Source organism: Kribbella sp. NPDC023972, from assembly GCF_040639075.1.
GTDB lineage: Bacteria > Actinomycetota > Actinomycetes > Propionibacteriales > Kribbellaceae > Kribbella.
The window spans coordinates 80,825-96,359 of sequence record NZ_JBEZZH010000006.1 but is presented as its reverse complement, the minus strand read 5'-3'; the positions used below and the strand labels follow the sequence as shown (position 1 = coordinate 96,359).

The window sequence follows — 15,535 nt, the reverse complement described above, 5'->3', positions numbered from 1 at the left end:
CCCGGTGGCCCTGGCTCACTCCCGCCCCAGATCCCGGTGTACGACCAAGGTCGGTGACCCCTTCTCGCGCAGCTTCCGGGCGATCTCCTCGGCCATCGCGACGCTGCGGTGCTTACCCCCGGTGCAGCCGATCGCGACGGTGACGAAGCGCTTGCCCTCGTTCAGGTAGCCGGTCCGCAGGGTGTCCAGCACGTCCACGTAGTTCTGCAGGAACTGCTGGGCCAGCGGATGGCCGAGGACGAAGTCTGACACAGGACGGTCCTGCCCGGTCATCGGACGCAGATCGGGCTGCCAGTACGGGTTCGGGATGAATCGCATGTCGGCGACCACGTCGGCGTCGACCGGGATGCCGTACTTGAAGCCGAACGACACCACGGTGGCCCGCAGCTCGGCGTTCTCCTCGTCGCCGAAGGCGTTCACGATCTTCGCGGCGAGCTGGTGGATGTTCATGTTCGAGGTGTCGATGACCAGGTCGGCACCGGCCCGGATGTCGCCGAGCAGCTCGCGCTCGCGCTGGATACCGGTCAGCAGCCGGCCCTCGCCCTGCAGCGGGTGCGGCCGGCGGACACTCTCCTGCCGCCGCACGATGACGTCGTCGGAGGCCTCCAGGTACAGCGTCAGCGGCCGGTATCCCTTCAACCGGAGGTCGTGCACCGCCTGCGGCAGCTCGTCGAAGAACATCCCGGTGCGTACGTCGACGACGACCGCGAGCCGTGGTGCCGCCCCGGTGCCGACCACCTGCTCGACGATCGTGGTGAGGAACGTCGGCGGCAGGTTGTCCACCACGAACCAGCCGAGGTCCTCCAGTACGTCCGCGACCGAGCTCCGTCCCGCGCCGGACATACCGGACACGATGACGAGATTGCCTGCGTCGTCCATCAGTTACCTGTTCTCCCTGGATCCCCGTCGGGCGCTTCAATCGACCGCAGTCCGGCCGGCGCCGGGACGTCGTCGTCCAGTATCTCGCCCGTGGCCATGTTCACCGCAGGCGCCCGGCCGGTGTCGGCCTTCGTTGCGGCGGCGTTCACCGCCAGGACGACGGCCTCCGCCGTACGACGGCCGAAGCCGGGAAGCGCCGCCACCTCGTCGATGGTTGCCTGGCGCAACTTCTTCAGCGAGCCGAAATGCCTGAGCAGCGTCTTGCGCCGGACCTCGCCCAGCCCGGCGACCTCGTCCAGGACGCTCTCGACCATCGATTTCGACCGCCGGCTGCGGTGGTGCGTGATCGCGAACCGGTGGGCCTCGTCGCGCAGCCGCTGCAGCAGGTAGAGACCCTCCGACGTCCGGGAGAAGATGACCGGGTCCTCCTCGTCCGGCAGCCACACCTCCTCGAGCCGCTTGGCCAGGCCGCAGACCGGAATGTCGCCGAGGCCGAGCTCGTCCATCGCCTGACGCGCGGCCGCGACCTGTGGCGGCCCGCCGTCGACCACGACCAGGCCCGGCGCGTAGGAGAACTTGCGGGCCCGGCCGGTCTCCGGGTCGATCAGGTTCGCCGCCGGGTCCTCGCCGTCCTCGACGACCGCGCTGCGTTCGTCGAGAAGCCGCTTGAACCGCCGGGTCAGCACCTCGGCGATCGAGGCCACGTCGTTCTGCCCGTCGACCCCCTTGATCACGAACCGCCGGTACTCGCTCTTGCGCGGCAGGCCGTCCTCGAACACGACCATCGACGCGACCACCTCGGTGCCCTGCAGGTTGGAGACGTCGTAGCACTCCAGCCGCAACGGCGCCTCGGGCAGGTCGAGCCCGGCCTGGATCTCCTCCAGCGCCTGGTTGCGGGTGGTCAGATCGCTGGCCCGCTTGGTCTTGTGCATCGTCAGCGTCTGCAGCGCGTTCCGCTCGACGGTCTCCATCAGCGCCTTCTTGTCGCCGCGCTGCGGGACCCGGATGAACACCTTCGAGCCGCGCAGCTCGGACAGCCACTCGGTCAGCGCGGCGATGTCCTCAGGCTCGGTCGGGACCAGGATCTCGCGGGGTATCGTGTCACCCGAGTCACCGGCGTACGTCTGCTGGATGAAGCGCGAGACCAGGTCGCCGGTGGTGGCCGTCCCGTCCGCCTTGTCCGCGATCCAGCCGCGCTCACCGCGGATCCGGCCACCGCGGACGTAGAAGATCTGCACCGCGACCTCGAGCGGGTCCTCGCTCAGCGCGATCACGTCGGTGTCGGTGCCGTCGCCGAGGACGACCGCGTTCTTGGCCAGCGCCTTCTCCAGCGCGGCCAGGTCGTCCCGGATCTTCGCGGCCCGCTCGTACTCGAGCTCGGCCGCGGCCGCCTTCATCTCCTTCTCCAGCCTGCGGACGTACGTCGCGGTCTGACCAGAGAGAAATGCGGCGAAATCGTCGACGATCTTGCGGTGCTCCTCCTGGCTGACCTGGCCGGTGCAGGGGGCGGCGCACTTGCCGATGTAGCCGAGCAGGCAGGGCCGGCCGATCTGGCGGTGCCGGTTGAACACGCCCTTACTGCACGAGCGCATCGGGAAGACGCGCAGCAGCAGGTCGACGGTCTCGCGGATCGCCCAGGCGTGGCTGTACGGGCCGAAGTACCGGATGCCCTTCTTCTTCTGGCCGCGGCCGACCATCACCCGCGGGTAGTCCTCGTTGAGGGTGATCGCGAGCCACGGGTACGACTTGTCGTCGCGGTACTTCACGTTGAAGCGCGGGTCGTACTCCTTGATCCAGGAGTACTCCAGCTGCAGCGACTCGACCTCGCTGCCGACCACGGTCCACTCGACCTTCGCCGCGGTCGTCACCATCGCCTGGGTGCGCGGGTGCAGGTTGACCAGGTCCTGGAAGTACGACGAGAGCCGGGCCCGGAGGTTCTTCGCCTTGCCGACGTAGATCACCCGCCCGGCGGAGTCGCTGAAGCGATACACACCAGGCGAGTCGGGGATCGACCCGGGAGCGGGACGGTAGGAGGACGGATCAGCCACTCATCCACCCTAGTTCGCCGCACGGACAAACTCGGAATTCCGCCGAAGTCTCAACTGCAAGTTCAATGACACACTTGAAGGCATGACTGTTGAGGAGATGGACCTCCTGATCAGGGGGTACGACGGGGTGCGACTGCTCGAGGCACAGGGCGATTTGTTCTACCTGTACGACCCGGAGTCCGACCTGCCGCCGGAGCGGCAGCAGCCGTGGGCCACGATCGTGACCGGTGACCACTACGAGAAGGTCTCGCGACTCGACGAGCCGGGGGCCTGGCGACTCAACCTCGGCTTGACCAAGGCGACGTACACCTCGTTGTTCGGCGCGGTGCCGACCGAGCGGGACGCTGACTGGGTGCTGGACTCCGGGCATGACTACGCCGAGCGCGACAAGCTGATGCCGCACCCGTTCTACGCCTCACAGCACTGGGTGTGCATCGTCTGCCCGACCGACGCCGGCCCGCTCGAGCCGCTGCTGGCCGATGCGTACGACTTCGCCGTACGGAAGTACGTCAAGCATCGGGCGCGTCAAACCGGCTGAACCTTGCAGTCGTGTTGCGGCTTGGCCCATAAGCCTGGTCTGACCCCCGGTTGGGATGAGCGCGGAATCTAGCCTGTCACGCAGGGTAGACCGGCAGGACCTTTGCGTGAGGCAACCGGGCCTTGCGCTGACTCGAGGGAGCCGCCCATGTCCCCATCCGTACGCAGACCGCGGGCCGTGCTGGGAGCGTTCGCAGCGTCCGCGCTGGCCGTCACCGGGATCGTCGCCACCGCGGGCGGGAGCACCGCCGCGCCGGAGGCCGGTGTCACGATCCGCGGTGCCGGCAGCGCGACCGCGATCCCCGGCAGCTACATCGTCGTCCTGGCCGGCCAGCGAACACGGGCCGAGATCCGGGCCACCAACCAGAACCTGGCCAGCACGTACGACGTGAAGGTACGCAAGCAGTACGACGCCTCGATCAAAGGCTTCTCGGCGAGTATGAGTGAGGAGCAGGCGAAGAAGTTGGCCGGTGACAAGCGGGTCGCGTTCGTCCAGCAGAACCAGAAGATCACCGTGAGCCAGGACGACCCGCCGTGGGGACTCGACCGCAGCGACCAGCGTGACCTGCCGCTGGACAAGAAGTTCACCGCCGCCGGCACAGCCGAGAACGTGAACGTCTACGTGATCGACACCGGGATCTACGCCGCGCACAAGGACTTCGGCGGCCGCGCGTCCGTCGGCACCGACACCGTCGGCGACGGCCAGAACGGCGTCGACTGCATGGGGCACGGCAGCCACGTGGCCGGCACCATCGCCGGTACGACGTACGGCTTGGCCAAGGGCGCCAAGGTCTTCGGCGTCCGGGTGCTCGACTGCAAAGGCTCCGGCTCGACCGAGTCCGTCATCGGCGGGATCGACTGGGTGACCAAGAACGCGAAGAAGCCCGCGGTGGCGAACATGAGCCTCGGCGGTGTCGCCGACGACGCGCTGGACGCGGCCGTGAAGGCGTCGGTCGACGCCGGCATCACCTTCGCCGTTGCCGCCGGCAACGAGAGCTCGGACGCCTGCGCCAGCTCGCCGGCCCGGGAGCCGTCCGCGATCACGGTCGGCGCGATCGACGACCAGGACCACAAGGCCTCGTTCTCGAACTGGGGCCAGTGCGTCGACCTGTTCGCCCCCGGTGTCGACGTCATGTCGGTCGGCATCACCGACCCGGAGTCGGCCGCCAAGATGAGCGGTACGTCGATGGCCTCGCCGCACGTGGCCGGTGGGATCGCGCTCTACCTGGCCGACCACCCGGACGCCAAGCCGGCCGACGTGACGACCGCTCTGGTCGGTACGTCCACACCGGACAAGGTCGGCGACCCGGGCACCGGCTCGCCGAACAAGCTGCTGTACGTCGGGAAGGCCGACCCGGCCGCCCAGCGCTGATCAGCTGAACCTGAAGAGCCCGGCCCCCGAAGACCGGGCTCTTCCCTGGTTCCGGCGTCAGGCCGTCTGGACGATGTTCGTGCCCTGGACGGCGACGTTGACGGCCGGGAGCGCGGTCTTGGCCGGACCGCTGACCGGGCTGCCGTCGGTGATGCTGAAGTGGCTGTTGTGGAACGGGCAGATGATCTGACCGCCCTCCACCGAGCCGATCGGGTTGCCCTGGTGGGTGCAGACCGCCGAGAAACCCTTGTACTGACCCGCGGCCGGCTGAGTCACCACGACCTTGGCCTCGGTGAACACCTTCCCGCCACCCACCGGCACGTCCGAGGTCGGGCCGAGCACGGTGCCGCCTGCCGGCGCGCTCGACGACGGAGCCGAGCTGGTGGCCGAGGTCGGCGCGCTGGATGCCGGGGCCGGGCTGGTCCCTGTGGTCCCTGCCGAGCCCGCCTCGTCTCCCCCGCCACAGGCGGCGAGGATCGGCGCGCCGGCGCCCGCAAGGGCGACCATCGCGGCACAGCGGAGCACCGACCTTCGATCGCGCAGCTCGTGGGCCGCGGGGGCTGCCTCCGGTGCCGCTGGTGCGGTGGGCGGGGCCATCGTGTCATCGCTCATGAATCTGGACCTCCAGGAGCTTCCGGTCAAAGTAGTTGAACGCTTTGCTTCTTTGCTTTCTACCCGACCCGGTCAAACGGGGGCGGATACCAGATCAAACGACCAGATCGCCGGAACGGTTCAGCGTTTGACCAACTTTGCCGGATTCAACCCCGATTTGAGGCTTTTCTGTGAACCGGGTGTGCGTCAGGTGGCAGTGCGGGTGACCTTCTCGACCACTCGAGCCGCCAGCTCGAGGACGGTCCTTCGAGTGTCGGACTGCAACTGCTCGCTGTGCAGCGGCCACGACTGGGCGATGTGCAGGTCGAACGGCAGCACAACTGGCTCCATGCCGCGCTGCCGGAAGGCCTCGACCAGCCAGTTCACCGAGGCCGGATCGACGTTCTCGACCATGGTGATGACGAGGATGCCACGGGTCAGCAGCACGTCCTGGCCGTCCGGGGTCAGCTGGTCGAGCTGCGACAGGCAGTAGTTCGCCACGTGCTGCACCGACGGCACCACCACGACCGCACAGTGCCCGGTCCCTGCCATCTCTGCCGGGATCTCGTCGAACAGGCCGCCCGGGCAGTCGACCACGGCAAGCCCGACATCGCGGGCTCCCTGGCCCTGCGCTTCGGCGAGCGTCGTACGGACTGCCTCTGCGTTGCCTTCGCTGCGGAGCAGGCTGACCCGCTCGATAGGGCCCGCACCAACGGACAACTCGAGGCGCCGCGACAGCTCTGCGCCGCCCGGGTCGCAGTCGACCGCGACAACCCGGTCAGAGCGCTGTGCGGCGAGCATGGTGGACAGCAGTGCGGTGACTGTCGACGTACCGCCGTTGTCGACCGGGCTCAGAACGCCGACGCGGCGCATGATCGCGATCGGCCGGCGGATGGTCGCGATGTTGTCGACGTCGCGCTGCATCCGGCCCGAGGCACCAACCAGGTACGCCGCCTCGGACGCGATCCGGCGGAAGCGGCGGAACACCGAGTCGCCGTCCTGCGCGGGCGCCGGCTGACCCCAGCCGCCGGCGGCCACCGCCGGCGGAGCCTCTTGGCGCGGCGGCTGCTCGTAGAGATCCTCATGCGGCATCTGCCCGGGATGCTGCTGGTTCGGAGGCAGATACTGCTCCTCGAACTGCGGCTCCGGGTAGTACGGGGGCGGCTGCTCGTACGGCGGGGGTTGCTGGCGCGCCGGCTGCGGTGGGTACTGCTCATACGGCGCAGGCTGGTACGGCGGAGGTGGCGGCGGTGGGTAGCCCTGCTGCGGCGGGTACTGCTGCTCATACGGCGGTGGCGGCGGAGCGTACTGCTGCTGGTCGTACGGCCCCGGCTGGTACGGCGGCGGCTGCTGGTACCCCTGCTGCGGAGGATAAGGCTCCTGCTGCGGATACGGCTGCTGCTCCTGCGGAGGGTACAGCGGCTGGGGCGCGTACTGCTCCGGCGGATACGGCTGCTGGGGCGGGTACTGCTGTGGGTACTGCTCCTGCGAGTACTGCGGCTGCTGATAAGGCTGCTGCTGGTACTGCGCAGGAGGCGGTGGCGGCTGCTGCCCGTACTGCTGCTGATACGGCCCTTGCTGCGGCGGAGCACCTTGCTGCCCCGGAGCACCCTGCTGCGGCGGAACACCCTGCTGTGGTGGGCCTTGCTGCTGTGGTGCAGGAGGCGTGGCAGGATCGCCCGCCCCGGCGGGAGCCGGTGCGGGCGGGGTGTCCGGGCGGTCCGGGTCTTTGGCCGGTGACTGCTCCGCCATCCGGCGCAGCATGTCACCCTGCCAGTTCGATTCAGTCATTCCATCCGGTCGTCAGAACGCGTTCAGCAGGTTGGAGTAGACGCCGAACACTCCCAGCGCCAGCGGGACCGTCGTGATGATCGCCCCGACCTCAAGATAGTCGAGCAGCTGCGTGAGCCGCGCACGGACATGCTCCGCCGGTGCGAAACTGAGACCGAAGGCGCAGAACATCGCCACCAGCACCAGCAGCCCGAGCGCGATGAACGCGCCGCCCTGACCGTTGGCCGCCGCGATCAGCACACACCCCGACACGATCGTGAACGCGGCCGCGAACAGTACGGCGACCTCGCTCACCAACGGGTACAGCCGCGACCGCGAGGCCAGCAGGAACGCCAGGACCAGTGCCAGCGCCACCGACCACGCCCCGCCCTGGCGCAGCAGCATGATCCCGGCCACCGCGGACGACAGAGCGATCGGCACCACGGCCAAGGCCAGGCCGAGGTGCGCGGCGTTCAGCGCGCTCTGCACGTCGCCGCGCATGATCTCCTGACCGGCGGCACGACGGTCGTCCAGACCGGACAGGCCGGACAACGCCAGCGCCAGCCGCGGCAGCAGACCGAGCAACAGCACGGCCAGCAAAGCGGCGAGCGCACCGTTGCGATCCGCGCCGAGACCGGTGCCGGCGCCGATCATCCACACCGCCACGAACAGGATCGCCGTCGCACCCGCGACCACGCCACCACCGGCAACGCCGGCAGCGGCGTAGAACATCGGGCCGAACGCCAGGCACAGCGCGCCGACGGTGATCACCAGCCCGAGCTCCCAGCCCGCGTCCAGTGCCCAGAAGGCAGTCGTCAACGCCAGGACGACGGTCGCCACCGTGACCAGTGGGATCGCGACCACCTTGTTGCCGGACCGGCCGAGGGCGATCCCGATGAACGCACAGATCGCTGCCAGCACCAGCAGGATCGCGCCGGTCAGCACGTTCGGTGCGGCGACCAGCAGCGAGATCGCGCCGGCAATGACCGAGAACACCAGCCCGGCGCCGGCCAGGATCCGCCGGTGCGCGGGCTTGAAGGTCGACCCGCGGCGCTTGAGGTCCTCGACCGCTTCCTCGGTCACGTCGTACACGGTCGGGGGTGGCGGCAACTCGCCCTCGGAGGCCAGCCGCAGCACGGCGCCGTCGATGATCTGCGCCGACGCGAGCGTCCCCTCCGGCGGCACCAGAACGCCGGTCGCGGTGGTGAGGAAGTGGCGCTGCGGGGTCTGCTGCAGCGGCTCCTCCAGCATCCGGAGCAGGTCCGGCAGCAGCACGCCGAGCGGTTCGTCGGCGGGCAGCACAGCATCCATCCGCTTCCGCTGCCCGATCACCGTGACCCGGCTGTAGATGCTCATCCACGTCCTCGCTTCAGTTCGTTCGTCACCGCTTGCCCGCCGGCGCGTCGGCCGGGATGAGTTTCTTCATCAGAGTCGCGTACTTCTGCCAGTCCCGCGGGCTGCGCCCGTCCCCGATCGGGTACCAGATCGCGGGTGCGTGCGCCGGGCCGATCGCCATCGCCCGGCTGATCCCGTCGACCTTCACCATCTCCGCGACACTGGACGCCCGGACCGCCTCGTTTCCGGCGGCGACCCCGATCGGCGAGGCCATCCCGGCGAACCGCGGCTGGTACGTGCCGTCGGCTGCGCCGTACGACCCCATCACCATTGCGGAGATCAGCTCGAAGTTGTCGGCGATCTCGTCGATCCACTGGCCGACCTTGTTCGCGTCCGGGAAGTCCAGCCCGGGCTGGGCGACGGCGAGCGTCAGGGTCTCGTCCAGCCCCGACTGGACCCGGCGTGCCTCGAGGGTGCCGAGCGCCGGCTTGAACTCCGCCCCCGGTTGCCCCGCGAGGATCAGCCAGGTCCGCTGCGGCGCCCGGCCCCGGCAGTACTCGGTCAGCGCTTCCGGGCTCCAGGGCTGGGTGACCGGCTCCGACGTCGCCCAGCCGGCCGGTCCGCTCCCGGTGGTCGCGGTGAACAGCCGCTCGGCGACCCGGCCGAGCACGAGGCTCGCGACCGGCTTGTGCCGGACCCGCACGGTCAACTGCAGCTGGGCAAACGGCTGCTCCTGGACGACGTAGTCCGGGTGCAGGTCCGAATTCTCTTCGCCCGGCTTGACCGGCGACCGCGCGATGAACAGGTCGCCGTTCCATTTCAGCTGGACGCCGTTCAACCCGTCGAAGTACTCGCCGTCCGAGCCCGTGACCACCCACTTCGAGTACGGGCCGGTGAACAACGTCGAGCGGACCGGCCAGGTCAGCGTGGAGCTCTTCGGCGTGACCAGTTGCACGTCGCGCCCGGCCGCCTTCGCCGACGTCAGTGCGTCGCTGAGCCAGGCCGACATGCCGATCACCGGGCGGTCCTGCATGACGACGGCGACCTTGTCGGTGATCAGGTCGACGCCCGGACTGAAGACCAGTTCGTTCGGCATCTCAGTCGGTTCCCTCGTTCGCGCCCTGCGGTGTCTCGATCCGGGGTGTCTCGACCCCTTCCGACGTCCAGACCTTGCCACCGAGCCGGCTGATCAAAGTGTTCGCGTACTGCTGCGCGATTTCACGAGCGCCGTCGCGAGCCGTGGCCCGGATCTCCACCCACCAGGCAGGTGTCTCCACAGAGCCGACCGCGGCCCCGAGCATCCGCTCCACCTCACCCGGCACCTGGATCAGCAGCGGGAGCTCGACCGACACCAATGGCAGGTTCTCGTTGTCGCACAGCTGGATCACGGCACCGCCGCTCACCGCGCGGACGCCCAGGTCCTCCCCCGCGGCCGCCAGGCCCGCCAGGACGTCGTCGCTCGATGGGCGCCCGTCCACGAGTGCCACAAGGTCGTAGGTCATGGGGCCTCCCGGCCTGGACTGAGGAGTGGAAGGAGCGAAGCGACTGGAGCGACGAGGGAAGGTCGGGAGTCAAAGCCCCATGACCCGGGCGGTGCCGGAGGCCCGGCCATGTGCACTGTCATGTCGTTCCTCCGCTGCTCTGGCTGGCGGCCTGGGCCTGGTCGGCCAGCGCTGTCTGGACCAGCTGTGGTCCGTCGCCCCGTCGTACGAACAATCCACGGCCGGGCGGGTAGTCGCCCGGGCGCGCACCGGTGAAAAGCTGTCCCTCACTGCGGTCACCGGACAGCACCAGCCCGGCCGCTCCGGATTCGAGCACCGCGGACATGAACGGCTCGTACATCTGCCGCGACGCACCCGAGGCGCGCCGGGTCACGATGAAGTGCAGCTTGATGTCCCGGCCGGAGGCGACGTACGGGAGGAACGGGTCCATCGGTGACTGCCCGCCCGACGTCAGCAGGTCGTAGTCATCCGCCAGTACGACGATCCGCGGCCCACCCTGGCCGGCCTCGGGAATCGCGCCGGTGTCGTCCGGCATCCGCTTCGCCAGCTCCTGCGACACCCCGGCGGCCAGACCGGCAGCGACCCGGCCGGTCGGCGCGTAGCCACCGACGTACTCCTCCGGCACGTACTCGCGCAGACCGCGCCGGGGATCCATCACCGCGAACACGAGCTGGTCCGACTTGTGCCGCTCGATCAGCTGCTGGACGATCAGCCGGACGAGGTTGGTCTTGCCGGAGCCGCTGTCGCCGAACACCACCAGGTTGCTGTCCCGGCCGGCCAGGTCCAGATACACCGGCGCCAGCGCCCGCTCGTCCACCCCGATCGGGACGACGGCCGACTGTCGAACCTCGTCGGCCACCTGGTCGCGCGGCAGCTTCAGCGGCAGGATCCGGATCTGCGGCGCCCGCGGCCCCTGCCAGGTCGACCGGACCGACATAGCCTGCGCCTCGAGCACCTCGGCCAGGTCCTCGTCGGCGGCGACGCCGTCCACTCGCGGCAGCGCGAACTGGGCGAACAGCTTGCTGCCCGGCACCAGCATCCGGCCCGGACCGGCCTTGCGCAGAACCTCCTGCAGCCGCCGGTCGATGTTGGAGTCCGTCGGGTCGTTCAGCCGCAACTCGAGCATCGTGCCGAACATCGCCTGGTTCTGCATCCGGACGTCGTTCCAGCGCATCATCGACGTCACCACGTGTACGCCGTAACTGCTGCCGCGCTGGAGCACGTCGGTGATCGGCTCGTCCAGCTCGTCGAACGTGGTCCGGATCGCACCGAAGTTGTCGATCACCAGGACGACGTCCGCCGTCGGCAGCTCCGGGATCCGGCCCTCGGCGTGGTCCTTGCGGAGCGCCTCCATCGTGTCGATCGTGTGGTTGCGGAACACCCGCTCACGGTGATCGATCATCGCGCGGATCTCCTCGACCGTCCGGCGGATCCGCTCCCGGTCGGTGCGCAGCGCGACGCCGCCGACGTGCGGCAGTTCCGCCAGCGCCTGCATGCCGCCGCCCGCCAGGTCGAGCGCGTAGATCGCGACCTCCTGCGGGGTGTGCGTGTGAGCCAACGAGGTGACCAGCGTCCGCAGCGCGGTCGTCTTGCCGGACTGTGGACCGCCGACAATCGCCGCGTGACCACCGGCCCGGGTCAGGTCCAGCCGGAAGACCTCCTGGCGCTGGTTACTCGGGTCGTCGATCACACCGACCGGCGGCTTCATCTGCGGGGCGCGCACCGACAACTGCAGTCCGCGCCCGTCGACGAAGTCGGCGCGGCCGGCCAGACCGTCCAGGGTGCAGGCCGTCGGAAGCGGCGGCAGCCAGATCTTCAACACCGGCTGGGCCGTACGGCGCACCTGGTCGACGAACACCTCCAGCTCGGTCGGCCCCGTCGTACGCTCGGTCGCCTTCGCCTCGACCGGCTGCTGCGCCTGCAGCTCCGCCTCGGACTGCTGGTACGGCGCCAACGCGAGCGGCCGGACATCCGCGCCCTCGTCCTCGACGACCTCTCCGGACGGAGCGACGTACGGCCCGGAAACGTAGGCTGCCTTGAACCGCTGGTACACGCTCGTGTCGACCTTGAGGAAGCCGAACCCGGGCAGCGGCGGCAAGTGGAACGCATCGGGCGTGTCCAGCACCGTCCGGCTCTCCTCCTCGGAGAAGGTTCGCAGACCCAGCCGGTAGGACAGGTAGGTCTCCAGACCGCGCAACTTGCCGGCCTCGATCCGCTGGCTGGACAGCAGCAGGTGGACACCGATGGACCGGCCGATCCGGCCGATCGACAGGAACAGGTCGATGAAGTCCGGCCGCTCGGTGAGCAGCTCGCCGAACTCGTCGATGATCACGAACAGGTGCGGCAGCGGCGGCAGGTCCGGCTGCTGCTCGCGCTGCAGCCGGTAGTCGGTGATGTTCGCCTTGTTGCCGGCATCCTTCAGCACCTGCTGGCGACGCTCCACCTCACCTTCCAGGCTCTTGTACGCGCGCTCGATCAGGCTCGCGTCGTCCCGCAGGTTGGTGATGATGCCGGCCACATGCGGGACCCCCTCGAACGGCGCGAACGACGCACCACCCTTGAAGTCCACCAGCACGAAGGCGAGGTCGTCAGGGGTGTGCGTGGCCAGCAGCGCCAGCACCATTGTCCGCAGTACTTCGGACTTACCGGAACCGGTCGCACCGACGATCAGACCGTGCGGCCCCATACCGAGCTGGGCCGACTCCTTCAGGTCGACCAGCACGATGCCGCCGTTGTCGTCGACCCCGAGCGGGACCCGCAGGAAAGCCCGATCAGGACGCGGCTGCCACAGGTGGTTGAAGTCCAGTTGGGCGACGTCGGTGATGCCGATCAGGCCCATGAAGTCGACGTTGTCGCGCTGCGCGTCCTCCTCCAGCGACTCCGCGGACAACCGCAGCGGCGCCAGCTCACGGGCGATGCCTTCGGCGATCGGGGCTTCCATCCGGTCCACCTGGCCGCTGGCGACCATCGGGTACTGGCCGCGCAGATCCTCGACCCGGATCTCGTCGCCGAACACCGTGATCCGCATGGTCACCGAGCTCGGTTCCTGGAGACGGTCGGCGACCAGGTGCAGGACGGTGACGCCGAGCTCCCCGGGGACGAGCGAGTCGTCGGCCTGCGGGCGGACCTCGGCGGCCACGTCGCCGTACGTGTCATGCAGCACGAGCAGCCGCTGGGTGAGCCGGCGACGGTCCTCGAAGTTCACCGAGCCACGCCGGGACTCGGTCGCCCACTGGACCCGCTCGCCCAGATCGTCCGCGAGCAGTTGCGACAGCTCCTCAGGAGTCTCCGCGATCCGCCGGAACGGAATCGGGCCCTGCTTGCGCTCGGGGTCCTGGACGTGTGGCAGCCAGCTCATCCAGTGCCAGTCCGGCAGCGCGGCCCGCGGGAAGGCGGCCGCCAGCTTGACGTCCTCCGGCGCCTGGAACACCGCGGTCTGCACGAGCAGCGAACGAGCCACCCGGACGACGCCCTCGCGGTCCCCGACGATGCTGACGTTGCCGACGTGGTCCAACGGCACGGTCAGCGGCATGTCCGGCATCAGCGTGAACCGCCGTACCAGCGCGTTCGCCTCGGCCATCATGAACTGGTCCGGCGGCTCCATCGCGGAACCTCCCGCGCCCACGACCGCAGGCACCACCGGCACCCGGCCGCTGCCGCAGCGCGGCTGCAGGAAGTCACTGTCGGTACGACGCCGCTCCCACAGCCGGGAGACGTCCGTCACACAGTCGAGCAGAGCGTCCGGCGGCGGGTTCAGTTCGAGCGCCTGAGCCCGGGACGTGCGCTCCTCTTTCGAGAAGTCGTCCCGCATCCGCTCGAGGTAGTCCAGGTAGCGAGTGCGCTGGTGCTTGCGGTCCTTGCCGCCCTTGCTGCGGGAACTCAGCATGCCGCCGATCGAGCCGATCAGGGTGAGCCCGAGCAGCCCGATCCCGACCATCACCATCGGGCCGGACCGGCCCATGGTCATCATCGCGACCGAGCCGACGCTGCCGACCATCGGCAACAGCATCTGCATCGCATTGCCGCCCCCACCGCCTCCACCTCCGCCGAGGGACGGCGCGGGCTCGATCACGCGCTGCTGCTGCACCCCGGGGGCAGGTGTGCGTCGCGCCGGGCGGTGCACGATCCGGCTTGCCACTAAGGTTTTCCTCCGCTGGACCAGCCCGCGGTTGTGCGGGGGACTTCGTACTTCTTACCGACGGACGTGCGAGACACTGTAATGGTGGGTGAGGTCATCGGATGACAAGCACAGACGATTCCACCGTGGTCGAAATGATCGCGGAGATGGCGCCGATCTGGCTGCCGGGCTGCGTGGTGGACACCGCGGAACGGACGGTCGAGGTCGGCTGGGGCCGGGGCGGGCTGCAGATGTCCGCGGTGGTGGGCGTCGGCGAGATCGTCGATCGTTGCCTGCAGCTACCACAGCAGCGGTGGCCGGAGCAGATCGAGGCCTGGCTGCGCGCCGTCGTCGCCGAGGGTGAGCTCGCCACCGAGGAACACCGGTACGGCGACGTCGCGGAACGGCAGCGTGCGTTACTCGTCCAGCGCGGCTGGTCGGCGCGCACCGCCGGCCCGGTCGCCGACGCCCTGCTGCCGTTCGGGGATCACTTCGAGGTCGTGGTGTTCATCCGGACCGGCGACGAGCTCCGGCGGCTGACCGTCGTACGGCGGTCGATGCTCGGGCTCGGGGACCCCGGCGTACCGTCACCGGTCCGGCTCAGCCTGGCCGAGATCGCGGACCTGGAGCCACAGGAGCACGACGGGTTCTCGGTGCTCACCCGCGACGGCGACCCGCTGGTGTCGATGGCGATCGTCGACCGGGAGAATTTGTTGCCCCAGGCATCGATAGGTGCAGGAGTGCTGCTCGGCGTACCGCGGTTGAGCACCGTCGCCTACTGCCCCGCCGACGCCGGCCAGGCCCGCGCCGACGCCCTCGCCCAATGGATCGCCGAGAGCTACCGCGGCGCGCCGGACCAGTGCTCGCCGGACCTCTACTGGCTCCAGGGCGACCAGATGGTCCAGGTCCCGGTCACGTTGGCCACACCGCCCACCGCCGTACTCCCGGCTGCGTTGAAACCCCAGCCGCGCAGGACCTGGCTGCGTCACCTCTTCGGCCGCTAGCTTCTCTCCCGATCCAGCGCGTCCAGCGTCGCCTCGTCGATCGGCTTCGGTTCAGCCCACCGCGCTCCGACACCGACCGTTCCGCCGCAGCGGTGTCGCTCACTTCGACGGCGATGGGCTGACCGGCCCGGACGTGGTCGCGGTCGGCATGGGCTGCTGGTTCTGCTTCTCCTTGGCCTGCGCCGACTTGAAGTACGACACACCCGCGCACCCCGCACACGCAACCGCACCGATCATCACACTCGCGAGCACCTTGCCAGTCTGCTCGTTCAACGTGTTCTTGGCCCGCTCGGCCCCGAACAGCCAGGCCTCCCGCAACCGCCGCCGCCGAACAGCAACCGACTCGATGACCTGCGTCCCGTAGCTCCCCGACACTCGCG

The 15,535-nt window shown here is 69.3% G+C and carries 12 protein-coding genes; 3 read left to right on the top strand and 9 right to left on the bottom strand.

Annotated features, from left to right (window positions below; genetic code table 11):
• Positions 1–15 precede the first annotated feature (15 nt).
• Both rapZ and uvrC read right to left on the bottom strand, forming a co-directional pair.
• On the bottom strand, positions 16–879 hold the full coding sequence (gene rapZ / locus AB0F43_RS23840) for an RNase adapter RapZ (RefSeq protein WP_360480723.1): 864 nt from the start codon (positions 877–879) through the stop codon (positions 16–18).
• Positions 879–2,927 (bottom strand): excinuclease ABC subunit UvrC, encoded by a 2,049-nt coding sequence (gene uvrC / locus AB0F43_RS23835; protein WP_360480720.1) that lies wholly within the window; start codon positions 2,925–2,927, stop codon positions 879–881. The genes rapZ and uvrC overlap by 1 nt, the downstream gene beginning before the upstream one ends.
• Positions 2,928–3,009: 82 nt before the next feature.
• Here uvrC and AB0F43_RS23830 point away from each other — a divergent pair, with 82 nt between their 5' ends.
• Both AB0F43_RS23830 and AB0F43_RS23825 read left to right on the top strand, forming a co-directional pair.
• Positions 3,010–3,465: a DUF6194 family protein gene (locus tag AB0F43_RS23830; protein WP_360480717.1), complete on the top strand. Its 456-nt coding sequence runs from the start codon at positions 3,010–3,012 to the stop codon at positions 3,463–3,465.
• Positions 3,466–3,612: 147 nt separating this feature from the next.
• Complete coding sequence (locus AB0F43_RS23825) at positions 3,613–4,836, top strand: S8 family peptidase (protein WP_360480714.1); 1,224 nt, start codon at positions 3,613–3,615, stop codon at positions 4,834–4,836.
• Positions 4,837–4,893: 57 nt separating this feature from the next.
• On the opposite strand, the gene AB0F43_RS23820 is transcribed toward AB0F43_RS23825, so the two are convergent.
• The 6 genes from AB0F43_RS23820 to eccCa form a co-directional block, all read right to left on the bottom strand.
• On the bottom strand, positions 4,894–5,448 hold the full coding sequence (locus tag AB0F43_RS23820) for a Rieske (2Fe-2S) protein (RefSeq protein ID WP_360480711.1): 555 nt from the start codon (positions 5,446–5,448) through the stop codon (positions 4,894–4,896).
• A 186-nt stretch (positions 5,449–5,634) separates the two neighbouring features.
• Positions 5,635–7,218: a hypothetical protein gene (locus tag AB0F43_RS23815; RefSeq protein WP_360480708.1), complete on the bottom strand. Its 1,584-nt coding sequence runs from the start codon at positions 7,216–7,218 to the stop codon at positions 5,635–5,637.
• A gap of 12 nt (positions 7,219–7,230) precedes the next feature.
• On the bottom strand, positions 7,231–8,553 hold the full coding sequence (gene eccD, locus AB0F43_RS23810; protein WP_360480705.1) for a type VII secretion integral membrane protein EccD: 1,323 nt from the start codon (positions 8,551–8,553) through the stop codon (positions 7,231–7,233).
• A gap of 25 nt (positions 8,554–8,578) precedes the next feature.
• Positions 8,579–9,628: a DUF6177 family protein gene (locus tag AB0F43_RS23805; protein ID WP_360480703.1), complete on the bottom strand. Its 1,050-nt coding sequence runs from the start codon at positions 9,626–9,628 to the stop codon at positions 8,579–8,581.
• Between the two features lies 1 nt (position 9,629).
• Entirely contained in the window at positions 9,630–10,034 is a 405-nt protein-coding gene (locus AB0F43_RS23800; RefSeq protein WP_360480700.1) for a hypothetical protein, read from the bottom strand.
• A gap of 118 nt (positions 10,035–10,152) precedes the next feature.
• Positions 10,153–14,172, bottom strand: coding sequence for a type VII secretion protein EccCa (gene eccCa / locus AB0F43_RS23795; RefSeq protein WP_360480697.1), 4,020 nt, complete (start codon positions 14,170–14,172; stop codon positions 10,153–10,155).
• A gap of 101 nt (positions 14,173–14,273) precedes the next feature.
• On the opposite strand from eccCa, the gene AB0F43_RS23790 reads away from it, so the two are divergent.
• On the top strand, positions 14,274–15,155 hold the full coding sequence (locus AB0F43_RS23790; protein ID WP_360480693.1) for a hypothetical protein: 882 nt from the start codon (positions 14,274–14,276) through the stop codon (positions 15,153–15,155).
• Positions 15,156–15,254: 99 nt separating this feature from the next.
• Here the strand turns inward: AB0F43_RS23790 and AB0F43_RS23785 are convergent, their stop codons facing one another.
• Positions 15,255–15,530, bottom strand: coding sequence for a hypothetical protein (locus AB0F43_RS23785; protein WP_360480690.1), 276 nt, complete (start codon positions 15,528–15,530; stop codon positions 15,255–15,257).
• Positions 15,531–15,535 lie beyond the last annotated feature (5 nt).